At 40.1% G+C, this 19,048-nt stretch carries 14 protein-coding genes and 2 tRNA genes; 13 read left to right on the top strand and 3 right to left on the bottom strand.

The features are described from left to right. The first annotated feature begins 28 nt into the window (after positions 1-28). From MJO53_RS04085 to MJO53_RS04040, 10 genes are all read left to right on the top strand, one after another. Entirely contained in the window at positions 29-1,234 is a 1,206-nt protein-coding gene (locus MJO53_RS04085; protein WP_252080573.1) for an OmpP1/FadL family transporter, read from the top strand. Between the two features lie 86 nt (positions 1,235-1,320). Then, a tRNA-Val gene (locus tag MJO53_RS04080) sits at positions 1,321-1,395 on the top strand. A gap of 358 nt (positions 1,396-1,753) precedes the next feature. Further along, entirely contained in the window at positions 1,754-2,308 is a 555-nt protein-coding gene (locus tag MJO53_RS04075) for an RNA polymerase sigma factor (RefSeq protein WP_224837359.1), read from the top strand. Between the two features lie 79 nt (positions 2,309-2,387). Further along, positions 2,388-3,521: a FecR family protein gene (locus MJO53_RS04070; RefSeq protein WP_252080572.1), complete on the top strand. Its 1,134-nt coding sequence runs from the start codon at positions 2,388-2,390 to the stop codon at positions 3,519-3,521. A gap of 92 nt (positions 3,522-3,613) precedes the next feature. Continuing rightward, a complete protein-coding gene (locus tag MJO53_RS04065) occupies positions 3,614-6,922 on the top strand; it encodes a SusC/RagA family TonB-linked outer membrane protein (protein WP_252080571.1) in 3,309 nt (1,102 codons plus the stop codon). Between the two features lie 11 nt (positions 6,923-6,933). Beyond that, entirely contained in the window at positions 6,934-8,364 is a 1,431-nt protein-coding gene (locus tag MJO53_RS04060; protein WP_252080570.1) for a RagB/SusD family nutrient uptake outer membrane protein, read from the top strand. A 22-nt stretch (positions 8,365-8,386) separates the two neighbouring features. Next, a complete protein-coding gene (locus MJO53_RS04055; RefSeq protein ID WP_252080569.1) occupies positions 8,387-8,848 on the top strand; it encodes a hypothetical protein in 462 nt (153 codons plus the stop codon). A gap of 4 nt (positions 8,849-8,852) precedes the next feature. Then, positions 8,853-11,645, top strand: coding sequence for a M16 family metallopeptidase (locus MJO53_RS04050; RefSeq protein WP_252080568.1), 2,793 nt, complete (start codon positions 8,853-8,855; stop codon positions 11,643-11,645). A gap of 31 nt (positions 11,646-11,676) precedes the next feature. Further along, positions 11,677-13,149, top strand: a complete 1,473-nt coding sequence (locus MJO53_RS04045; protein WP_252080567.1) for a hypothetical protein — start codon at positions 11,677-11,679, stop codon at positions 13,147-13,149. Positions 13,150-13,220: 71 nt separating this feature from the next. Further along, entirely contained in the window at positions 13,221-14,705 is a 1,485-nt protein-coding gene (locus MJO53_RS04040) for a calcineurin-like phosphoesterase C-terminal domain-containing protein (RefSeq protein ID WP_252080566.1), read from the top strand. A gap of 130 nt (positions 14,706-14,835) precedes the next feature. Here MJO53_RS04040 and MJO53_RS04035 read toward each other — a convergent pair whose 3' ends face one another. Further along, positions 14,836-14,991: a hypothetical protein gene (locus MJO53_RS04035; protein ID WP_252080565.1), complete on the bottom strand. Its 156-nt coding sequence runs from the start codon at positions 14,989-14,991 to the stop codon at positions 14,836-14,838. A gap of 116 nt (positions 14,992-15,107) precedes the next feature. Here MJO53_RS04035 and MJO53_RS04030 point away from each other — a divergent pair, with 116 nt between their 5' ends. Beyond that, positions 15,108-16,178, top strand: coding sequence for a hypothetical protein (locus MJO53_RS04030; protein WP_252080564.1), 1,071 nt, complete (start codon positions 15,108-15,110; stop codon positions 16,176-16,178). A gap of 174 nt (positions 16,179-16,352) precedes the next feature. Here the strand turns inward: MJO53_RS04030 and MJO53_RS04025 are convergent, their stop codons facing one another. Then, entirely contained in the window at positions 16,353-17,036 is a 684-nt protein-coding gene (locus MJO53_RS04025) for a metal-dependent hydrolase (RefSeq protein WP_252080563.1), read from the bottom strand. Positions 17,037-17,188: 152 nt separating this feature from the next. On the opposite strand from MJO53_RS04025, the gene MJO53_RS04020 reads away from it, so the two are divergent. Continuing rightward, positions 17,189-17,602, top strand: coding sequence for a 6-carboxytetrahydropterin synthase (locus MJO53_RS04020; RefSeq protein WP_224837583.1), 414 nt, complete (start codon positions 17,189-17,191; stop codon positions 17,600-17,602). Between the two features lie 29 nt (positions 17,603-17,631). After that, a tRNA-Val gene (locus tag MJO53_RS04015) sits at positions 17,632-17,706 on the top strand. 14 nt (positions 17,707-17,720) lie between these two features. Here MJO53_RS04015 and MJO53_RS04010 read toward each other — a convergent pair. Further along, positions 17,721-18,995: a UDP-N-acetylmuramoyl-tripeptide--D-alanyl-D-alanine ligase gene (locus tag MJO53_RS04010; RefSeq protein WP_252080562.1), complete on the bottom strand. Its 1,275-nt coding sequence runs from the start codon at positions 18,993-18,995 to the stop codon at positions 17,721-17,723. Between the last annotated feature and the right edge of the window lie 53 nt (positions 18,996-19,048).

Below are 19,048 nucleotides of genomic sequence, written 5' to 3'. Positions count from 1 at the left end.
ATATTTACCCATAATAGCTATATGTTTTATGACTGGTTTGGCAAATGCTCAATCAGAAGGGCTTACCAGTTCACCCTATTCCTTATATGGATTGGGAGTGATCAATCAGACAAGTATTGGAAAAACCAATGGAATGGGGTATGCCGGTATTGGATTGCGTTCAGAGACTGAAATCAATAATCTTAACCCATCCAATTTTGCACTAATACCACAAAACTCCTTCTTTTACGATATTGGGGTGGTCGGTGAACTGAACAGTTATAGCAATGCCAGTTATAGCGAATCTAAGAGTACTTTGAATTTTTCTAATTTGGCCTTTGCCTTTAGAATTGCTGATCGATTGGGAGCGGGTGTCTCCTTAGTTCCCTATACTGATGTTGGCTACACTTTGGTAGGGCTGGAAACGAACATCGAAGGATCCAACGAAACATTTAACAGTAATGTAACCGGATTGGGGGGGCTCAACGACCTAAGTATAAACCTTGGGTATGGCCTATCGGAGGCTTTTAGGCTTGGAATAAAGGCATCTTTCCTATTTGGCAATATCGAAGAAACCGAGGGTTTTGCCATAAGTAATAGTTATTTCCAATTGGATGAGGTTACCAATTACAGTGGAGTTAGGCTGGGTATCGGTGCACAGTACGATGTTTTTAGGGACTTTACTGTAGGGGGTACCGTTCAATTGCCGGTCTCCCTTAAAGGAAATGTAACGCGATCGGTGTATAAAACACTGGACGATGTAGAAATTCAGGTCGAAGATGAAGAGGGCGATTCGGTTTCAGATTTTAAACTTCCATTGGAACTTGGCTTTGGTTTAAGTACAAAACTCATTAAGTCCTTCACCTTGTCGGCCGATTACAAACATAACTTTTGGGATTCCACCGACCAGTCCGAAAATGTGGGGACTTATATTGATCAGGATATATATGCCATTGGATTGGAATATTTAAAAAATGAGAGAGGTTTTAAGTATTGGGATCGTGTTCGGTACCGAGGGGGGTTCAATTATGATAATGGATATCTCGCCATCAACGATAATAAAATTGATGGATATGCTATTACGGCTGGCCTGGGCCTTCCGGTAGGGCGTACGAGCAATTCTATGTTGAATATATCCTATTCCTATGGCAGTAAGGGGCAAATTCAAAATATTTTGGTCAAAGAAAATTACCATACCATAACAATTAATTTTAGTTTGGAGGATCTGTGGTTTAGAGATAGAAAAATCAATTGATCCAAAAAGGTGGATTCTTTTTTTATTTTTTCTTTTTGAAAATGAAAAACTATTATATATTTGCACTCCCATTTAGGAAAATGAATGGGCGCTTAGCTCAGTTGGTTCAGAGCACCTCGTTTACACCGAGGGGGTCGGGGGTTCGAATCCCTCAGCGCCCACAATAAAAAAGCCTTGTATGTCTAGTTGATGTACAAGGCTTTTTGTTTGTAATGCTTTTTACTTTCCTATTTGCCAACCTTTTTAAAAGAATATTCTAATACAAGGTCGCTTCAATACTTTATTGGTTGCCGTGTTTCTGGTGTAAAGTGTTTGTTCTACGACAAATTTACCATAGTGGTAACAAACAACAGCCCCTTTAATGTTTATGTCGCTGTTTGTTCAATTGCACTGAAAATCAACTAAGGATAAAGTTTAAGATATGTTAACTTCATGAGCGGTCGGGGAAGTTTTTGTAATTTTGGAAGCTTATTGATTGCCCTTTTTGGGACGTGAAAGAACGAATGGAGGAGGAACTCTATGGATCAAATAGGAGTTATTTACAATTCTAATATCGACGATTTATTCGCCTACGGGACACGCTTGGGATTTAATAAAGAGGAAGTTATGGATGCCATCCATAATATTTTCCATAAGATTATGCTCAAAAACTCTTTAAGTGAGCTGGATAACGTTAAATCATATTTGTTTAAAAGCTTACGGAACGAACTGTTCAATGAGTTTAAAAGAAGCCGTCGCGTTACTTTGGTAGGAGATGAAGAGGGAGTATTGCCCTTTGAATTGCAGGTCAACGTGGAAGAACTTCTTATCGAAGATGAGTTTAAGGCGCAGCTTAAATCAAAAATTGAAAAAACACTTCGAAAAATTACCCCAAGACAACGGGAAATTATTTATCTCCGATATACTCAGGAATATGGATATCAAGAAATTTCTGAAATTTTGGGAATAGGGGTTCCAGCCTGTAGGAACCTTATCTTAAAGGCGCTGAGACAGTTGCGGGACTCCGATGTGAAGTACTTCTTGTTCTTGTGCATCCGTTCGCAACAGTTTAACAATATATTAACTTTTTTGTAGGTGATATAAGTACTTGAGCATTGTCATTGTAATGGTCGGTGGGTTTCTTCTTGGGAACTCATTAAAAAAGGCCTTAGCAATGAAAATCAAAGATTTTTTAACCAACGAATATTTTATTGTTTGGATGCTTTCCAAAGATGCGGATGGTGCCGCATACTGGGAAGATTATATCAAAAGGAATCCAGCTGATAAGGAAGCATTCTATCAAGCTCAGTTTGAGTTCAACAAAGTGCACTTTAAAAAGGAAAAGCTTTCCGAAGTAGAGAAGCAAGAACTTTTTTCCAAGATTATAAATCAATATGTTCCCGATCAAGGCAAATCTCGCAGTTTCCTTAGAAAAAAGATGCTGTATCCTGTTGCGGCCGGTTTAGCGATCTTGTTTTCCATTGGAGTCTATCTTCAACTTACAGCAACAGATTCTAAAAAGGTGGAGCCAATAATTGGTCGCGTAGGTGAGACCAAGGAGATTCAATTGATTACAGGCGAACAGGAATACGTGTTTAAAGGAAACACGGTGTTGAAGGTAGATGGGAGCGATATAAGAGATAAGGAGGGCGGGACATTTCAGGCAGAAGAAGGGACTACGTATAATACATTGGTAGTGCCATATGGCAGGCAGTCCGAACTTACCCTCTCCGATGGCTCGCACCTTTGGTTAAACTCTGGTTCAACTCTTAGGTTTCCAACAAAGTTCTCAGGCATACATCGCACTATTTATTTGGAGGGTGAAATTTATATAGATGTCGTAGAGGACAAAAAACGACCTTTTACGGTTGAGACTTCTCAATTTAATGTGGATGTATACGGAACCTCCTTTAATGTAAATGCCTACGGTGATTCTTTTGATGGCAAGGATAGGGTGGTTTTGGTCGAAGGTTCAGTTGCTGTGGAGACCAAGGAGGGAAATAGAGCTAAACTCTCTCCTAATGAAGCATTGTTGATAGAGGGCGAAAGCTTAAGCCAGCAAAACGTGGATGTGAGCAGATATGTCTCATGGAAAGAGGGTTACCTGTCGTTTGATCAAACTCCTATGAAAGAGGTTTTGATGGAATTGTCCAGATACTACAATCTTTCTTTTTCAAAGGAATCAAACATGGGTTCTGACCAGACTTGTACTGGTAAAATTTATCTCTCCACCGATGTTTCCAATGTGCTGGAAACACTTTCGGCCATGGTGGATTCATCATTTAAAATCGAAGAAAATAACAATTAGATTCAATTAAAGACCAAATGGGAAATAACCAACTTAAAATAAGGCATTTGTTTCGGTCTCCGAAATGGGTGGTGTTACAAAAACCAAGCTTGTTGCTGCTTTTTATATTGTCTTCGTTTTCGTTAGCCCAAGCTACCGAACTTACCACAATCGATGGAATCGATCTGAAAATGAAAAACAGAGAATTAAAAGAAATCATAGCCAGTATAGAGGCAAGCTCGGATTTTTTCTTTGTTCAGACAGGGTTGAACGATAAGGATCTGAGAAGAAAAATGGACATCGAGGCCATAGACAAGGAGTTGGACGAGATACTGGATGAGCTTTTCAGTGGAACCGAGATTCAATTTAAAATTATAGACCGGCAAGTTGTATTGTTCAAGGATAAAGAAAAAAGGGCAGATTCCTTTTGGGATAAGGTAAGCGACTATTTTCAAGAATTGTTTACGGTGACCGGTAAAGTTGCGGACGAGTCCGGAGTGCCAATTGCCGGTGCCACGATCAAGGTGAAAGGTGATGCAAAGAAATGGGCCGTTACCGATTTCGATGGGAACTATGTTATCGATGGACTTCCTGCAGAAAGCGTGTTGGAGTTTAGTAGTATGGGTTTTGTAAAAAAGGAGTTCACCATCACCAAGTCAGAAGAGATTAATGTTGTTCTTTTGGAAGATGTCCAGGCGTTGGAAGGGGTGGTGGTAACCAGTAACTATGGAACACAGCAAAAAAAGACCAATTTGGTGTCTAGTGCCTTCCAGGTAACGCCAAAAGAAATCAAAAACCTGCCACAACAGAGGGTAGATAAATTATTGGAAGGAATAGTCCCCGGGTTGGAATATATGCCGCAAAGCGATAATGCGTCCAGTGCGCGGCCACGTTATTCCGTTACCATACGTGGAGAGGCTTCTTTGGCGGCCTCCAACGAGCCACTTTGGATCATTGATGGAACCCCGCTGTTTACCGGTAACAGGACAAACCAGATCAGTGGACTTCAAAGCAGCGTAAGTCCATTGTCTTACTTGAATCCAGACGATATCGAATCCATAACCGTGCTAAAAGATGCCTCGGCCACCTCTTTATACGGGGCGGATGGGGCCAATGGAGTTATACTGATTACCACCAAGACCGGTGTTGCTGGTAAGCCACGGTTCAACGCATCCTTGAGAACGGGAATATCCCATATTAATAAGGATACACAATTCAAGGTTTTAGATGGTCAACAGTACCTTGAACTGGCCAGGGAGTCTTTTATTAATGCAGGTAATGATCCAGAACTTTTTCCTTTTGCGGACAATCAAAATGATAAATATTCGGAAACCAGCACCGATTGGTACGATGCGTTTTTTGGTTCCGGTATGACCTTGCAGCTTAATTTATCAGCTTCTGGAGGTACAGAAAAAAGTACATATTATATATCTGGTTCTTATTTTCAGGATGAACAGACCTTGTTGGGAAATAAGCAGCAACGGATATCCTTACGAACTAGGAATACCATGAAGTTATCGGATAGGTTAAACGTAGATGTGTCCTTGGGAGGTTCTTACAACATGAACACATTGTTTACTCCAGGGAATGATTACTATGAGTTTTTGCCCATATTATCCCCCTACAATCCCGATGGTACATACCGCTTGAACTATCGCACCATAGACGGTAGAGCGCCCGACGGCAGTTTAGTCTACACGGACAACAGGTTTAGAAATAGTTTAGCGGAAAGGGAACAGAACGATAATAATCAGAACACATTTGCCCTACAATCTAATGTTAGGTTAAAATATGATATAGTCGACGCGCTTTCCTTTACCACGCAATTTGGCGTTGATTATCAGAGTAGTATAGAAAAAATCTACCGTTCCATGAAGAATTATACCGGTAGAAACCTAGATGGTGATCCGGTAGGCTATGCTTATTGGTCGCATGCCAATTCTTTAAGCTGGTTTAATGTAAACCGATTGAATTTTAGAAAGGAATTTGGTAGGCATCTGCTTAGTGGTGTAGCCGGGGTTGAGGTCAAATCAAGAAAAAATAGTTGGGTAGGCTCTACGGGTTCGGGCTTTGTAAACGACAACCTTAGAAATGTAACCAGCGCATCGTTTACTACGGGTACTGGTAGTGAGCGTACCGTTAGAAGCGCATCGTTTCTTGCACAAGCTTCGTATACCTATGATGATCGATATAATCTGGTCTTAAACGTACGTAGGGATGGTAATTCCAGTTTTGGAAAAGATGTACAGTGGGCCGATTTTTCATCGGCAGGGGTATCTTGGAACATACATAAAGAACCATTCTTTAAGAGCGATTTGATCAATGTTCTAAGCCTAAAAGGGAGTTATGGGAGCAATGGCAACTCTAGACTGGGAACACAGGAATCTTTAGGGGTTTATTCTATAGATGATTCCTATGTATATGATGGCATCCAAGGCGCCGGAATGTCCAAGAGTCCAAATCCCGGTCTAAGTTGGGAAACCACCTATATGACCAATTTGGGGCTTCGTTTGGCCATGTTCAAGAATCGATTAGACCTTACAACAGAAGTATATCGGAACAAAACCGAAAATCTCTTGAGCAATTTAGATGTTTCCAGGACCACCGGAGGAACAAGAGTTACCAGAAATATTGGTGAAATCGAGAATAAAGGGGTCGAGGTTACTTTGCAATCGGTAAACCTTCAGTCGGACCATTTTAGTTGGCGAACAACCCTAATCGCATCCCACAATTCAAACAAGTTGTTAAAGCTGTATAATGGAATTCCCAAAAACCTTGGAAATATTAGGTGGGAAGAAGGCAAGAGCTCTAATACGTATTATTTGGTAGAATGGGCAGGGGTCGATCCAAGAGATGGCTCTCCCATGTGGTTCGATGTTAACGGAAACGTTACAAAAGAATATAATGTTGCCAATAGGGTGGCTACTAAAGAATCTAATCCGGATCTGTTCGGGAGCGTAATCAATACGTTTAAATACAAGAATTTTGACCTACGCGTGCAAGCGGGGTATACTCTAGGTGGCTATGCTTTTAGTTCATTTGGGAGAGGGGTTACTTCAGATGGTCTGAATATTATGAGTCAAAATCAGTCCGTAAATCAACTAGACCGGTGGCAAGAAGAAGGGGACTTGTCCTTATCGCCGAAACCGCTTTGGGGCATAAGTACCCAATCTGTAAGGAATTCTACACGTTTCCTGTATAAAAAGACCAATGTAAAACTTCAGAATATTTCATTGGGATACACTTTTGATAGCGACTTGGCACGCACATGGGGCTTTCAGACCATTCAATTTACATTGATTGGTGATAATCTGCTAGTGTGGACACCTTACGATGATGCGGATAGGAACTCCTACAAAAACAATATGAGCGGGTATCCGTTGGAGAAGTCCATCTCACTTGGAATAAATGCCTCATTTTAAAATATAAAACCATGAAAATCAAAATAATATGTATTTCAATAATAATAGTGTTCGCCTTAAATAGCTGCGATAGCTACTTAGAGGTAGACGAAGTTGGAAAATCGTCCATTCCTGTGTTCTTTGCGGATATGGATGGAGTAAGGGCCGCTGTTTCGGGTGCCTATAGTTTACTGTATTCCTATTATGATTTTGGATTTATGCTCTACCCAGATGCTGCAGGAGATATGTTGCGAATGAATGTGGTGGGTGCTGATACGAAAATGATCAACGAATATAATTATAACGCCACTCCGGATGATGAGATCACCCCTGTTGGGCGTATCTGGAGAGATGCTTATGAAGCATTGGCCAATGTGAATAATATCCTGGAGTACCACCCTGATCTTGTCAATGAGTTCCCTCAGGATGTAGATGAACTTGCAGTTATAAAGGCAGAAGCTCTTTTTATGCGGGCATTGATCCATTTTGACTTGGTCAGGGTTTATGCTCAACCATATAATTTTACGTCAGATGCATCCCACTTGGGAATACCTGTATTATTGCGAACTCCAGCACCGGATGACAACAAGCCCCGTAGCACAGTAGAAGAAACATATTTTCAGATTGAAGAAGACCTACAAGAAGCTTTGGAGCTGTTCGAAATTACCACTTTTGAGGCCCAAAACAATTATAGGGCATCCAGATTGGCAGTTTTGAGCCTTTTGGCACGAGTGTCCCTCTACAAAGAGAATTGGTCCGATGCCGTGGATTATGCCACGCAAGTAATCAATGAAAAATCATTATCACAAGGGCAAGATTACTTGGATATGTTCAATACCGTCCGCGCTAATGATGAAACCATATTTAGGCTGAGCGGAAAATTAAAAAGTTCGGCCGTAGGTCAATTTTACAATACAACAAACCCGACAGGATTTGCAGATTCCAAATTGGTCAGTCTATTGGATAGCGAACCAGAAGGTTTAAGGCTGCAATTATTGAAAAGAGAGGAGGGCGACCCAACTGCCTTTACTTTAAAATACTACAAACCCGGTGTAGATGTGGGCGATGTACAACACGATATGCTGGTGTTCAGGGTTTCCGAAATGTATCTGATCAGAGCAGAGGCCAATGCAAGCCTTAACAACTTGGAGGCTGCCAAAGAGGATATTAAAACCTTACAGGCCAGGGCGCAACAAAAAACTGTTGAAGAGATTGATATTTTGGAAAGTACAGCACCAAGCCTACTGGCTTTAATTGCCAACGAAAGAGCAAAGGAACTTTGTTTTGAAGGACACCGCCTTTTCGATCTTACCCGTACCAAACAAGATATGGTGAGGAGTAGTGATACGAATGCAGGGGTATCTACGGTGACCTATCCGGATTATAGGTTTGCATTGCCCATACCTCAAACCGAATTAAACGCAAATACCAACATAATACAAAACCCTGGTTACGAAAATTAACCGGCGACAAAACCAAACTAGGATGAACAAATATTTTATTCTTCTGCTAATCTCGGGCCTGGTACTGAGTTCTTGTAATAAGGAGGAATTTACACCTTTTGATGAAGCTTTTATCCACATCAACTTTAACAATCAGGACAATGTGGAGATTAGATCCAATAGACGCGATGTTGTGTCGTACTATGTCTATCTAAGCTCCAAACCATTAAATCAGGATTTGTATTTGGATTATTCCATAATTCCAGGAGATGGTCTCACAGAAGGTGTGGACTATGAAATTTTAACAAAGGACAACCCTTTGTTTTTTCCAATTGGAATTTACCGAAGACCCGTACAGATACGATGGATGGAAAGGGAGGTAGATCCAACTGCCGATAACACCCTTACCATTCAATTGGATTCGAACAACCAGGGAATCAATATTGGTTTTCCTGGACCAGATTCAAATCAGGATAAACTCATTTTTAAAAAAGTAAATAACTAAAGCCTTGAAAAAAGTTCTCCTTAGCCTTTTATTGGCACTAGTCTTTATAACCAGTTGTTTTTCCCAACAATTGGAACAGGACAGTGTTCTTGTAAAAAAGACATTGCCCAACGGACTTACCTATTATATCTACCCCACCGATAAAGTAAAGGGAGAAGGTTTTTTTAGGCTTTTGGTCAAGGTAGGATCTTTACAAGAGTCAGAAAAGCAACGGGGTTTGGCCCACTTTTTGGAGCACATGGCATTTAATGGTATTGCCCATTTCGAAGCCAATAAGCTGATTGACTTTTTGGAACGAAATGGATCCAAGTTTGGTCACGATCTAAACGCACATACATCTTACCACGAAACAGTTTATAAGCTAAAGATTCCCACTCACAAAAAAAGCGTACTGGACTCTACCATGTTGATTATGTCGGATTGGGTAGATGGTATGTTGTTGGATAGCACCGAGGTAGAAAAAGAGCGCGGAGTAGTCTTATCGGAATGGCTCAGCAAACAATCTCCACAGGCCGAAAGTAGTATGTTATTTCTAAATACCCTGCTCAACGAGTCACGCTATGCGGATAGAAGGGTAATAGGTGATACCGCAACGTTGCGAAATTTTAAGCATAAGGAACTAAAGGATTTTTATGATAAATGGTACGACCCTTCACTTATGGCCATTGCTGTTTCAGGAGATGTTGATGTAGCTGAAATTGAAGAGAGTATCATTGAAAGGTTTGGCAGTAAGCCCTCTGTAAGTCCAAAGCTTAAAACTTACGGAATTCAAGACTATAAAGCGGACAGTCTAATTGTATATAGCGATGAATGGGTAAAGAATACCGAATTGAATATTATTCAGCTCAGGGAGCCCATGCGGGATGTGAACAACAAACAAGCCTACACGCACTACTTAACACGAAGCTTGCTGAACAAACTTACCGAGCAACGATTTGCCACACTTTCGTATGATAATCCTATCTATAAAAGCGCAAGTATCAGCATAGGTAACTTTTTACCCGTAAAAGGTGCTTATTTGGCAAGCATAAAGCTAAAGCCCGATCAAATTTTGGAGGGTATGGGCCAGTTTAACCAACACTACAAACAATTGTTGGATTATGGCTTTACCAATGCAGAGATTGAAAAAGAAAAAACGAGCATGTTGCACTCTTTTGAAACAAGGGTGGAAAAGGAAATTGTTCCCTCGGCCTCGGGTATGATCGAGCAGATGCAACAGGATTTCTTTTATGGGAACAGCATTGTTTCCCTTAAATCAGAATTAGAATTGATTAGGGAAAACTTTGCACAAATCGATTCACTCTACCTGCTTCAGGAACTTAATAAGGTCAAGAACATGGGTGGGTTTAGATACCTGTTCAGTACTAATGAGGAATTGATGGACAGTATTCCCAGCAAGGAGACCTTAATGGCCAGTATTAAAAACTTGGAGAATATAAAGGTCGAACGCTATAGCCGCAATTTGGAAGTGCCGGAAAATCTACTCAGTTACACTCCGGAAGAAGGGAAAGTGTTAAAGATAAAGGAGCTTTTAGAGATAGATGCCAAAGAAATATATCTGGACAATGGAGCAAAGATTATCTATAAGCAAACTGATTCAGCAGAAGAAAAAGTAATTCTTTCTGGATTCCGAAAAGGGGGATATTATGCCCTGGACTCTACGGATTATGTCAATGCCATGTATGCTGCTCCCGTGGTATCCATCAGCGGATATGGAAGTTTTTCCAGAGAGGCATTGAGCGAGTATTTGATTGGTAACAGTGCAAAAGTACAATTGCTGATAGACAAAACACGCTCTGGATTTTCAGGAAGTTCGGATAATGAAGATGTAGAAACCTTATTTGAGCTTTTCTATCTAAAATCTACAGAACCGAGAGCGGATTCAACCCTCTTCCATCAAGTTAAGGATAGAATGGTCCAATCCTTGGAGGAGCGCACACAGACCCCAAAAGACAAATTCTATGAAGACCTAAAGTACTTGGTTCGGGGAGAAGATTATACTACAAAGCCACAAACCGTGGAACAAATCCAAGAAAACCTGAAGCTTGAGGCCATGGTGCCCATTTACGGGAAGTTTTTTGGGGTTGCCAACAATTATGTGGTCACCATAATTACAGATAAAGACTTGGAAGAGTTACTTCCATTGATCAAAACGTATATCGGAGGATTGCCAAAAGGTGATATCAGTACCGATTACAAATATGGCCCTAGACCGGTGTTGGATGAAGAAACCGCATTGGTAAAAAGGGCAGGGGAGTCACCAAAATCCATTGTTTCCCTGGTTTATCAACAAAACAAGGTAAGCCGTAACATTCCAAAGCTAGAAATAGAAAACGAGCTCTTGGAATCTATTTTAAAACTAAAGCTCATCAATAAGCTACGAGAAGATCTTGGTTTGGTATATAGCGTGTCGGTAGCAATTAGTAGTACACAACACCCGGCACCATTGAGCAGACAGACCATTAGTTTGGTCTGTGATCCCAAGGATGTTGACCGGATTACCAAAGAAATAGATTTGATCATAAAAGGCATGGTTAACGGAGATATTGATTTTGATGATGATTTGACCAAAGTAAAAAGTAACCTGATCAAGGTAAATAAGCTTAAGAAACAGAGCAACTCCTATTGGACCAAGGCTATTCGTGACTATTATTTTGATGACTACAGTAGTTGGAAGTTTATTCAAGATTATGAAGAAATGGTCCTAGGAATCAATGAAAAACAACTGCGAAAAAAAACCAAAAAATATTTTGTGAAGACCCCGGAGGTCAAAGCAATATTTCATCCAAAACCATAACAATTAATTAGTAACCATTTATTTTATTATTATGAAAAAAAACCTTTTCAATTGGTCCTTGTTGATACTCAGTATTTTATTCGTGGCTTGTAGCTCAGACGATAATTCAACGCCCGTGGAACCAGATCCGGAACCAGAAGAACCGGCAGAAGTTGGCATTACTTCTTTTGGTTTCTATGCGGAAGACAATCCAGAAGTATTGTTCAATGATTATATTGTAGAAAGCATTGAAGAATCAATGACCATTGATCTTCCAGAACAAACCGCCCTTACCGCTTTGGTTGCTCGTTACACTACCACTGAGAACGATGTGGTAACCGTTTCTTCCACAACACAGGAAAGCGGTGTAACGCCTAATGATTTTAGCGGCTCTGTTGAGTTTTTGGTATCCGAAGGTGATACGAATAAAATTTACACAGTAACAGTAGGTAAGTTGGCCAGTGCAGTCTGGAGTCGATTGGGAGTGTTTGGAGATGACTTGGTGTACGATATTTCTATGGCCATAGATCCCACCAGCTCTACGCCTTATGTGTCTTATATTAGTGACAGGGAAGATTCCGATAGCAGAAGACTTAACTTGGTCGGATTCTCTGGAGATGCCTGGTCTAGAGTGGGAGCGCAAGATTTTAATGCTGAAAGACCTCGTTCCATAGAACTTAAATACAATTCAGACGGTACGCCATTTATTAGCTATCAAGCAGATTTCGATGATTTACGCCAGATTGCCATAACTTCTTATGATAATGATTGGAGCTTGGTAGGAAATGGACCCTACACCGGTATAAAGTCAGCCATAAATACTTTGGCCGTAGATGCGGATAATACCGTTTATGGTTTCTTTACTAGTGATGAAAGAGACGAGAATCGTAGAGGATTGCTGGTTAAGACATTTTCCAACGGTTCTTGGACAGATTTGCCAATTCCCGGAAGAACAGGGGCGGCAATCGTTGTTACTGCAAAAGCAGTGGGTAACGATGTGTATCTTGCTGTTATGAATTTTGGAGATCTACAGTCCGTATCGGTATATAAGTACAGCAATGGTTCCTGGTCTACCATCGCAGATCAAATGAAGGAGTCTCCGGAAAATACGATCAGTTACCGTCACTTGGCGATAGACGTGGACCAAAATGGAAACGTTTACCTTGCCTATGCCGAGAATACTGGAGAAGGAACAGATGTTCAATTAAAAGTAAAAGCCTTTTCGGCGGAAAATGGCACATGGAGCACTTTGGGTGATTTGATCCCAACTCCGGAAGTTCGTGATTTTGATGTAGCCGTTGACAATTATGGAACAGCCATGTTGTTCTATAAAAACGAAACTGAAACTCCGGTTTTTCTTCCTTTTGATAATGAAGTGAACAACTGGGGGGCTCCGGTAGTTTTTGAAACCGCCGAAGCGGACGAGCTTAATTTGGAAATAGCGCCTAATGGCGTTGCTTACGCAGCATATGTCGTTGCCGATCAGTTATACCTGCATAAGTTCGATTCTCCGGACAACGATTAATTTGCCTTAAAGTTTAATTAACAAAAGCGGAGGTTTTCCCTCCGCTTTTCTATTTTTTATTCAACTAGTTTATGAAGCGATCAACTGTTTTGGTGATTCTTTTTCTTGTTCAAAGTTTGACGGCCCAAGATTGGCAACAAGTAAATGGAAAGGTATTTTTAGATGCCAATGGCAATAACAGTATGGATGCCAGGGAAAAGGGGATTCGGGATGTTTGGGTTTCCAATGGCGATACTTTTGTACAGACCGATAAAAATGGATCCTATACCATATTAGTAAAGCCGGGGCAAATACTCTTTCCTATTTTACCATCCAAATACCATTATACCGAAACCGATAAATGGTGGCACAGTTTTTTTGAAGAAACGGACACCAGCGGAAAATTTAATTTTGGATTGGTTGAACAGCAAACCAAGAAACGATTTAAAGTATTGGCCGTAGGGGATATTCAGGTCGGCGATACCACGGAAATGCTTCAGGCTGGCAATTCTGTATTGCGGGAACTGGTCAATAGGAAGGATTATGATATGAGCATATATTTGGGAGACTTAGTAAATGATGTTCCTACGCTTTTTCAACCCTTGAAAACCATGATGAACGGTAACCAAATCCCGATGTGGACCGTTTATGGTAATCACGATCGTGATTTTAGTGTGGCACCCCAAAAACAACCCAATGCTTATAATCGACATTTTGGCCCGGACACTTATGCATTTTTTAAAAATGAAGTGCTTTTTATAATCTTGAATAGCATTTATCCTGAAGGTAAATTTGGATACAACGGCATTTACGATGAGCATCAACTTAACTTTTTAAGAAATATTTTAGCAGAAATAGAACATGATCGGCCTATTGTAATAGCTCAACATATACCTTTAGTGGGTATGGAAAATAAGAATGATGTAGTACAATTATTGGACCCTTTTAAAAAAGTACTTTTTTTATCCGGGCACACCCATACGGTATTTCGAAATTATATAACTACCCCATCTGGAAACACCATACATGAACTAACAGCAGGTGCTGTTTCCGGACATTGGTGGACAGGACAGCGAAGTTGGGAAGGCGTACCCCTGGCCTTAATGCATTGCGGTACCCCAAAGGGATATTTTGAAGTAGAGTTTAATGAGGGTGATTATGTTGTTAACTATAAAGGAGTGGGCCTACCTAAAACCAAACAAATGAGTGTATGGTTGGGAGATTATAATGATGCACCAACTTCATTTTTGTCTAAGGACGATAACATTTATATAAATGTGTATGTCGGTTCGGATAGCACCGCTATTGACCTGGATATAAATGGACTGCCTGTTGTAAAGGTAGAAAAGGTAAACGAGTTAGATCCTTTTGTAGCGTATATAAAACGTATGCAAAAGGAGGGTGGTACCCCCGATAATTTGAGTAAGAAGTCGCCTTATCTAAGAAAAAAATCAAATCATTTATGGAAAGCACAATTGCCATTTGGGTTAAAACGAGGTATACATAAATTACGAATAAGGGTAAAAGATAACAAAGTGAGACCGTTTACGGAAGATGTCTGGTTTTGGAAAAAATAAAACTCAAGGCATGCTCATGTATAAGAAGCGATGTTGGATATTTTAGAAAGTATGAGTTAGTCAAGTTGATAGAACTGGAGCTTTCAGTTTTGCAACATAAAAGCCTCCAATTATGGAGGCTTTTTTAATTTTAAATATTGATGGATTCCCCGATACCAGGCAATAGCAGCTTCTTGCCCTTACTTTCAAAGTGTTCCACTGCTGTTGTTTTGTCAATTTTTATAGGCGGGAATGTATCGTAATGATAGCCTAGAACTTGGTTGTGGCCAACTAGATCCTTCGCCATGGTACCTAAAATATAATCAAGGGATTTTATAATTGTTCTTTCGTGTTGGTTTTGGTCAAACTTCAATTACTGCCCATTCTCCGGATATTGATGAATAGGATGAAGTATTTTCAATATTGATTAAAGCAAGACAGCGGACTCAATTAAAATTGGAGAGGCTAGCCGGAAATACATTCAATAAGATAAATGAAAGTAAATATTTAGTTGACCGACCAATGTCTAAATCGGATTGGTCAAAAAGCGTGCAAATGAATAAATTTCTGAAAATATTTAAAAAGGTAGTTTTATATACATTTTCTATTCTAATACTTCTTTCAGTTGCGGGATACACTTACCTATATGTACTTCCAAAAGGACCTGAAATCACAGTTGCCAATAAAATTAATGAAGGAATAGACACTTTTGTTATGCAGGCTTTTAAAGATAGTGGGAAAAAATCCATTAAGGTATGGACCTACAAACCTGAAAGTTGGAACAACCAAGACAAAATTGTTTTTGTTATGCACGGTGGTGGTCGAAATGCAGATGATTATCTAAATGCATGGATTGAGTTGGCAAATAAGAATAACTTATTTATTGTAGCGCCTGAATTTGAGAACAAGTTTTCAAAATATACGACAAACGACTACCAAGAGGGAAACTTATTTACTTTTTTTGGAACTAAAAACCCAAAAACTGAATGGGCGTATTCAGTCGTTGAGAACATATTCGACCATATTAAATCTGTAAATAATATTACGAACGAGCAGTACGATATTTTTGGTCATTCAGCTGGCGGACAATTTGTGCATAGAATGGTGATGGTAATGCCCGAATCCAGAATTGGAACAGCGGTTGCTGCAAATTCTGGATTTTACAGCTTTCCGGACCAGTTCCTTGACTATCCGTATGGATTGAAAAATATAGGAACAGATTTGCCGAAAGCCTACAAAAAAAGATTGATCATTCTATTAGGGGAATTGGATAATGATCCTAGTTTAGGAACTTTTAGAACAACAGATCTGGCAATGGAACAAGGAGCGCATAGGTTGGAACGTGGTACAACTTTTTTTAATGCGAACAAGGAATTAGGAAATAAGAACAAATGGGAGTTTAATTGGACAATGGACACAGTGAAAAATGTAGGCCACGACTATAAAAAAATGTCAGAAAATGCAATTGAGTGGATAAAAAACCGCCCCCATTAATATATTTCATTCATTTCCCCCAAGTTTTTATTTTTTAGTTGATGTAAGAATCCGCCATGGTTTGCCTGTACTACTCCTTGAGCCAAATACATCATTTAAAACCTTTGACCGATAGTTGTACAGTATTGTCGCCACTATTCAAATAATTGTTTTTAAACAATGTTGATTTTATTTTTAAATGTTGATGGATTCCCCGATACCGGGCAATAGCAGCTTCTTGCCCTTGCTTTCAAAGTGTTCCACTGCTGTTGTTTTGTCAATTTTTATAGGCGGGAATGTATCGTAATGATAGCCCAATACCTGATCACAGCCAACAAAATCACTTGCAATCGCTGCATCTTCGTAACCCATGGTAAAATTATCGCCAATTGGCAGCACCGCAATATCCAACTTGGGACAGGTCAATGGGATTAACTCCATATCCTTTGTCAATGCCGTGTCCCCGGCAATATAAATGCAATTGGATTCATCATAAATTACAAAACCACCGGGATTGCCTCCATTGCTTCCATCGGGCAATACACTGGAATGGATGGCATTTACATATTTTGCGGTCCCAAAATCAAACGAATATTTACCCCCGTGATTCATTGGGTGGCCTTGTATTCCCTTTTCCCCAAACCAAGAAATAATCTCAAAATTGGAGACCAAGGTTGCATCTGGATTGTTTTTTAAAATCGCCTCAACATCCAGAACATGGTCTTGATGGCCGTGTGTAACAAATACGTAATCCACCTTAAGAGTTTCAACGTCGATGTCGGACGCAAGCTCATTACCGGTGATAAAGGGGTCGAACAAAATTTTCTTGTTGTTGATCTCTACCAATAAAGTGGCATGGCCCAAATAGGTTATTTTCATAGTGTAATGTTTATATCAGATTTTAAACGTAGCTGTAATAAGAAGTGTTTTTTTGATGCATAAATTTAGTAAGAACGCACGGCATTATCAATTCCGCTTATTTTTTTGAATCCGAAAATATGGAATGCAGAAAAAGGGATTACCTTTGCAGCATGATTGCCACAATTTGCAGAAAAGCCCATTTTAATGCAGCCCATAGGCTCCATAATCCTAATTGGAGCGATGAGAAGAACATAGAAGTGTTCGGAAAATGCAACAGCCCAAGTTACCATGGTCATAATTTTGATCTTGAGGTGAGAATTAAGGGCGAGGTTGATCCCGACACCGGGTTTGTAATGGATCTAGCGGAACTGGGAACATTGATCAAGGAAGAGGTCGAGGAACGTTTTGATCACAAGAACTTGAACGAGGATTGTCCTGAGTTCGCAAACCTATTGCCAACTACAGAATACTTTGTGAAAGTAATCTACGATATTCTAAAACCTAAATTAAAAGAGGGACAATTATTGCATATTACTTTGCACGAGACATCAAAGAACTCTGCGGAGTATGGAGATTGGGATTAATTTCCGATATTGCAGCCCGTTTCCAATAGGGGATATTAGCTCAGTTGGTTTAGAGCGCTGCCTTGACAGGGCAGAGGTCACTGGTTCGAATCCAGTATATCCCACTTTTCTTTTCTATTTACAGAATATCCAAAACCCGTTCTAAGGCCATACCGCGAGAGCCTTTTATCAGTAAATTGCCTTTTTCTAAAGGATTTTTCAAAAGGTGTTCTTTTAAATCATCAAACGAATTGAACTTGTTCAAGGTCGTATTGGTGCCAAAAAAGTTGGTGCCTACCAAATAAATATGGTCAAAATGTAGTTTCGCGGCCAAATCAGCGATGGCCTGGTGCTCCTCTTTGGCAGTACTGCCCAGTTCGAACATATCGCCGATAATTATGGTTTTTGGATGATTTGGCATGGAGTCAAAATTTTCCAAAGCGGCTTTCATGCTTGTAGGGTTTGCATTGTAAGCGTCCAAGACAATGGAAAACCCATCTTTATCAAGTATTTGGGAACGGTTGTTCTGCGGTCTATATGATGCTATGGCCGATTTAATATCATCCAATGGAACGCTAAAATACTTGCCCATTAGAATGGCAGCGCAGCAATTGGTAAAATTGTATTTGCCTACCAGCTGTGTGTTTACTCTTTTTCCTTCAAACTCCAAGGATACATAAGGATCGGCCCCTAAAAACACGATTTTGTAAAATTGATGGTCTTGGGTGCTGAACCCGATTTTTTTTGTGTAGGCATTCAGTTTTTCTTTTTGGATTCCATCATCGGCATTAAAAAAAACATGTTTGTCGTTGCCTATAAGATAATCGTATAGTTCGCTCTTGCCCTGAATTACACCTTCGACACCCCCAAACCCTTCAAGATGGGCCTTGCCAAAATTGGTGATGTACCCAAAATCTGGTTGGGCAATAGAGCTCAAAGCTGCAATTTCTTTTTTATGGTTGGCGCCCATTTCCACAATGGCAATTTCAGTGTCCTCTTTAATGGATAGCAAGGTCAATGGCACCCCGATATGGTTATTAAGGTTGCCCACCGTAGCGATGGTCCTGTATTTCTTGGAAAGCACGACATTAATGAGCTCCTTGGTCGTGGTCTTTCCATTACTTCCGGTCAGAGAAATAATTCTGGCATTGGAATATTGTCTGTGAAAAGTGGCCAATTGCTGCAAGGTGGTCAGTACATCTTTGCAAACTACAAATCGGTCTGAAGTTTTGTAGGATGGATCATCAATAATTGCATAGGCCGCACCTTTTTCCAACGCATCTTGGGCAAAGGCATTTCCATTAAAATTGGGGCCTTTAAGAGCAAAAAACAAACCGTTTTTCTTGATTTTACGTGTATCCGTCGAAATTGTAGGGTGCGCTAAAAATAGCGCGTGCAATTCTGTTATAGTCATAAATCGAAGATAAAAAAAAGCCCCGACCTTTTGGCCGGGGCTTTTATAATACT

Origin of the sequence: Flagellimonas marinaquae, from assembly GCF_023716465.1 — a bacterium.
GTDB lineage: Bacteria > Bacteroidota > Bacteroidia > Flavobacteriales > Flavobacteriaceae > Flagellimonas > Flagellimonas alginolytica.
Note: the sequence above shows the minus strand (reverse complement) of the source record. Positions and strands in the feature narration are given on the sequence as shown.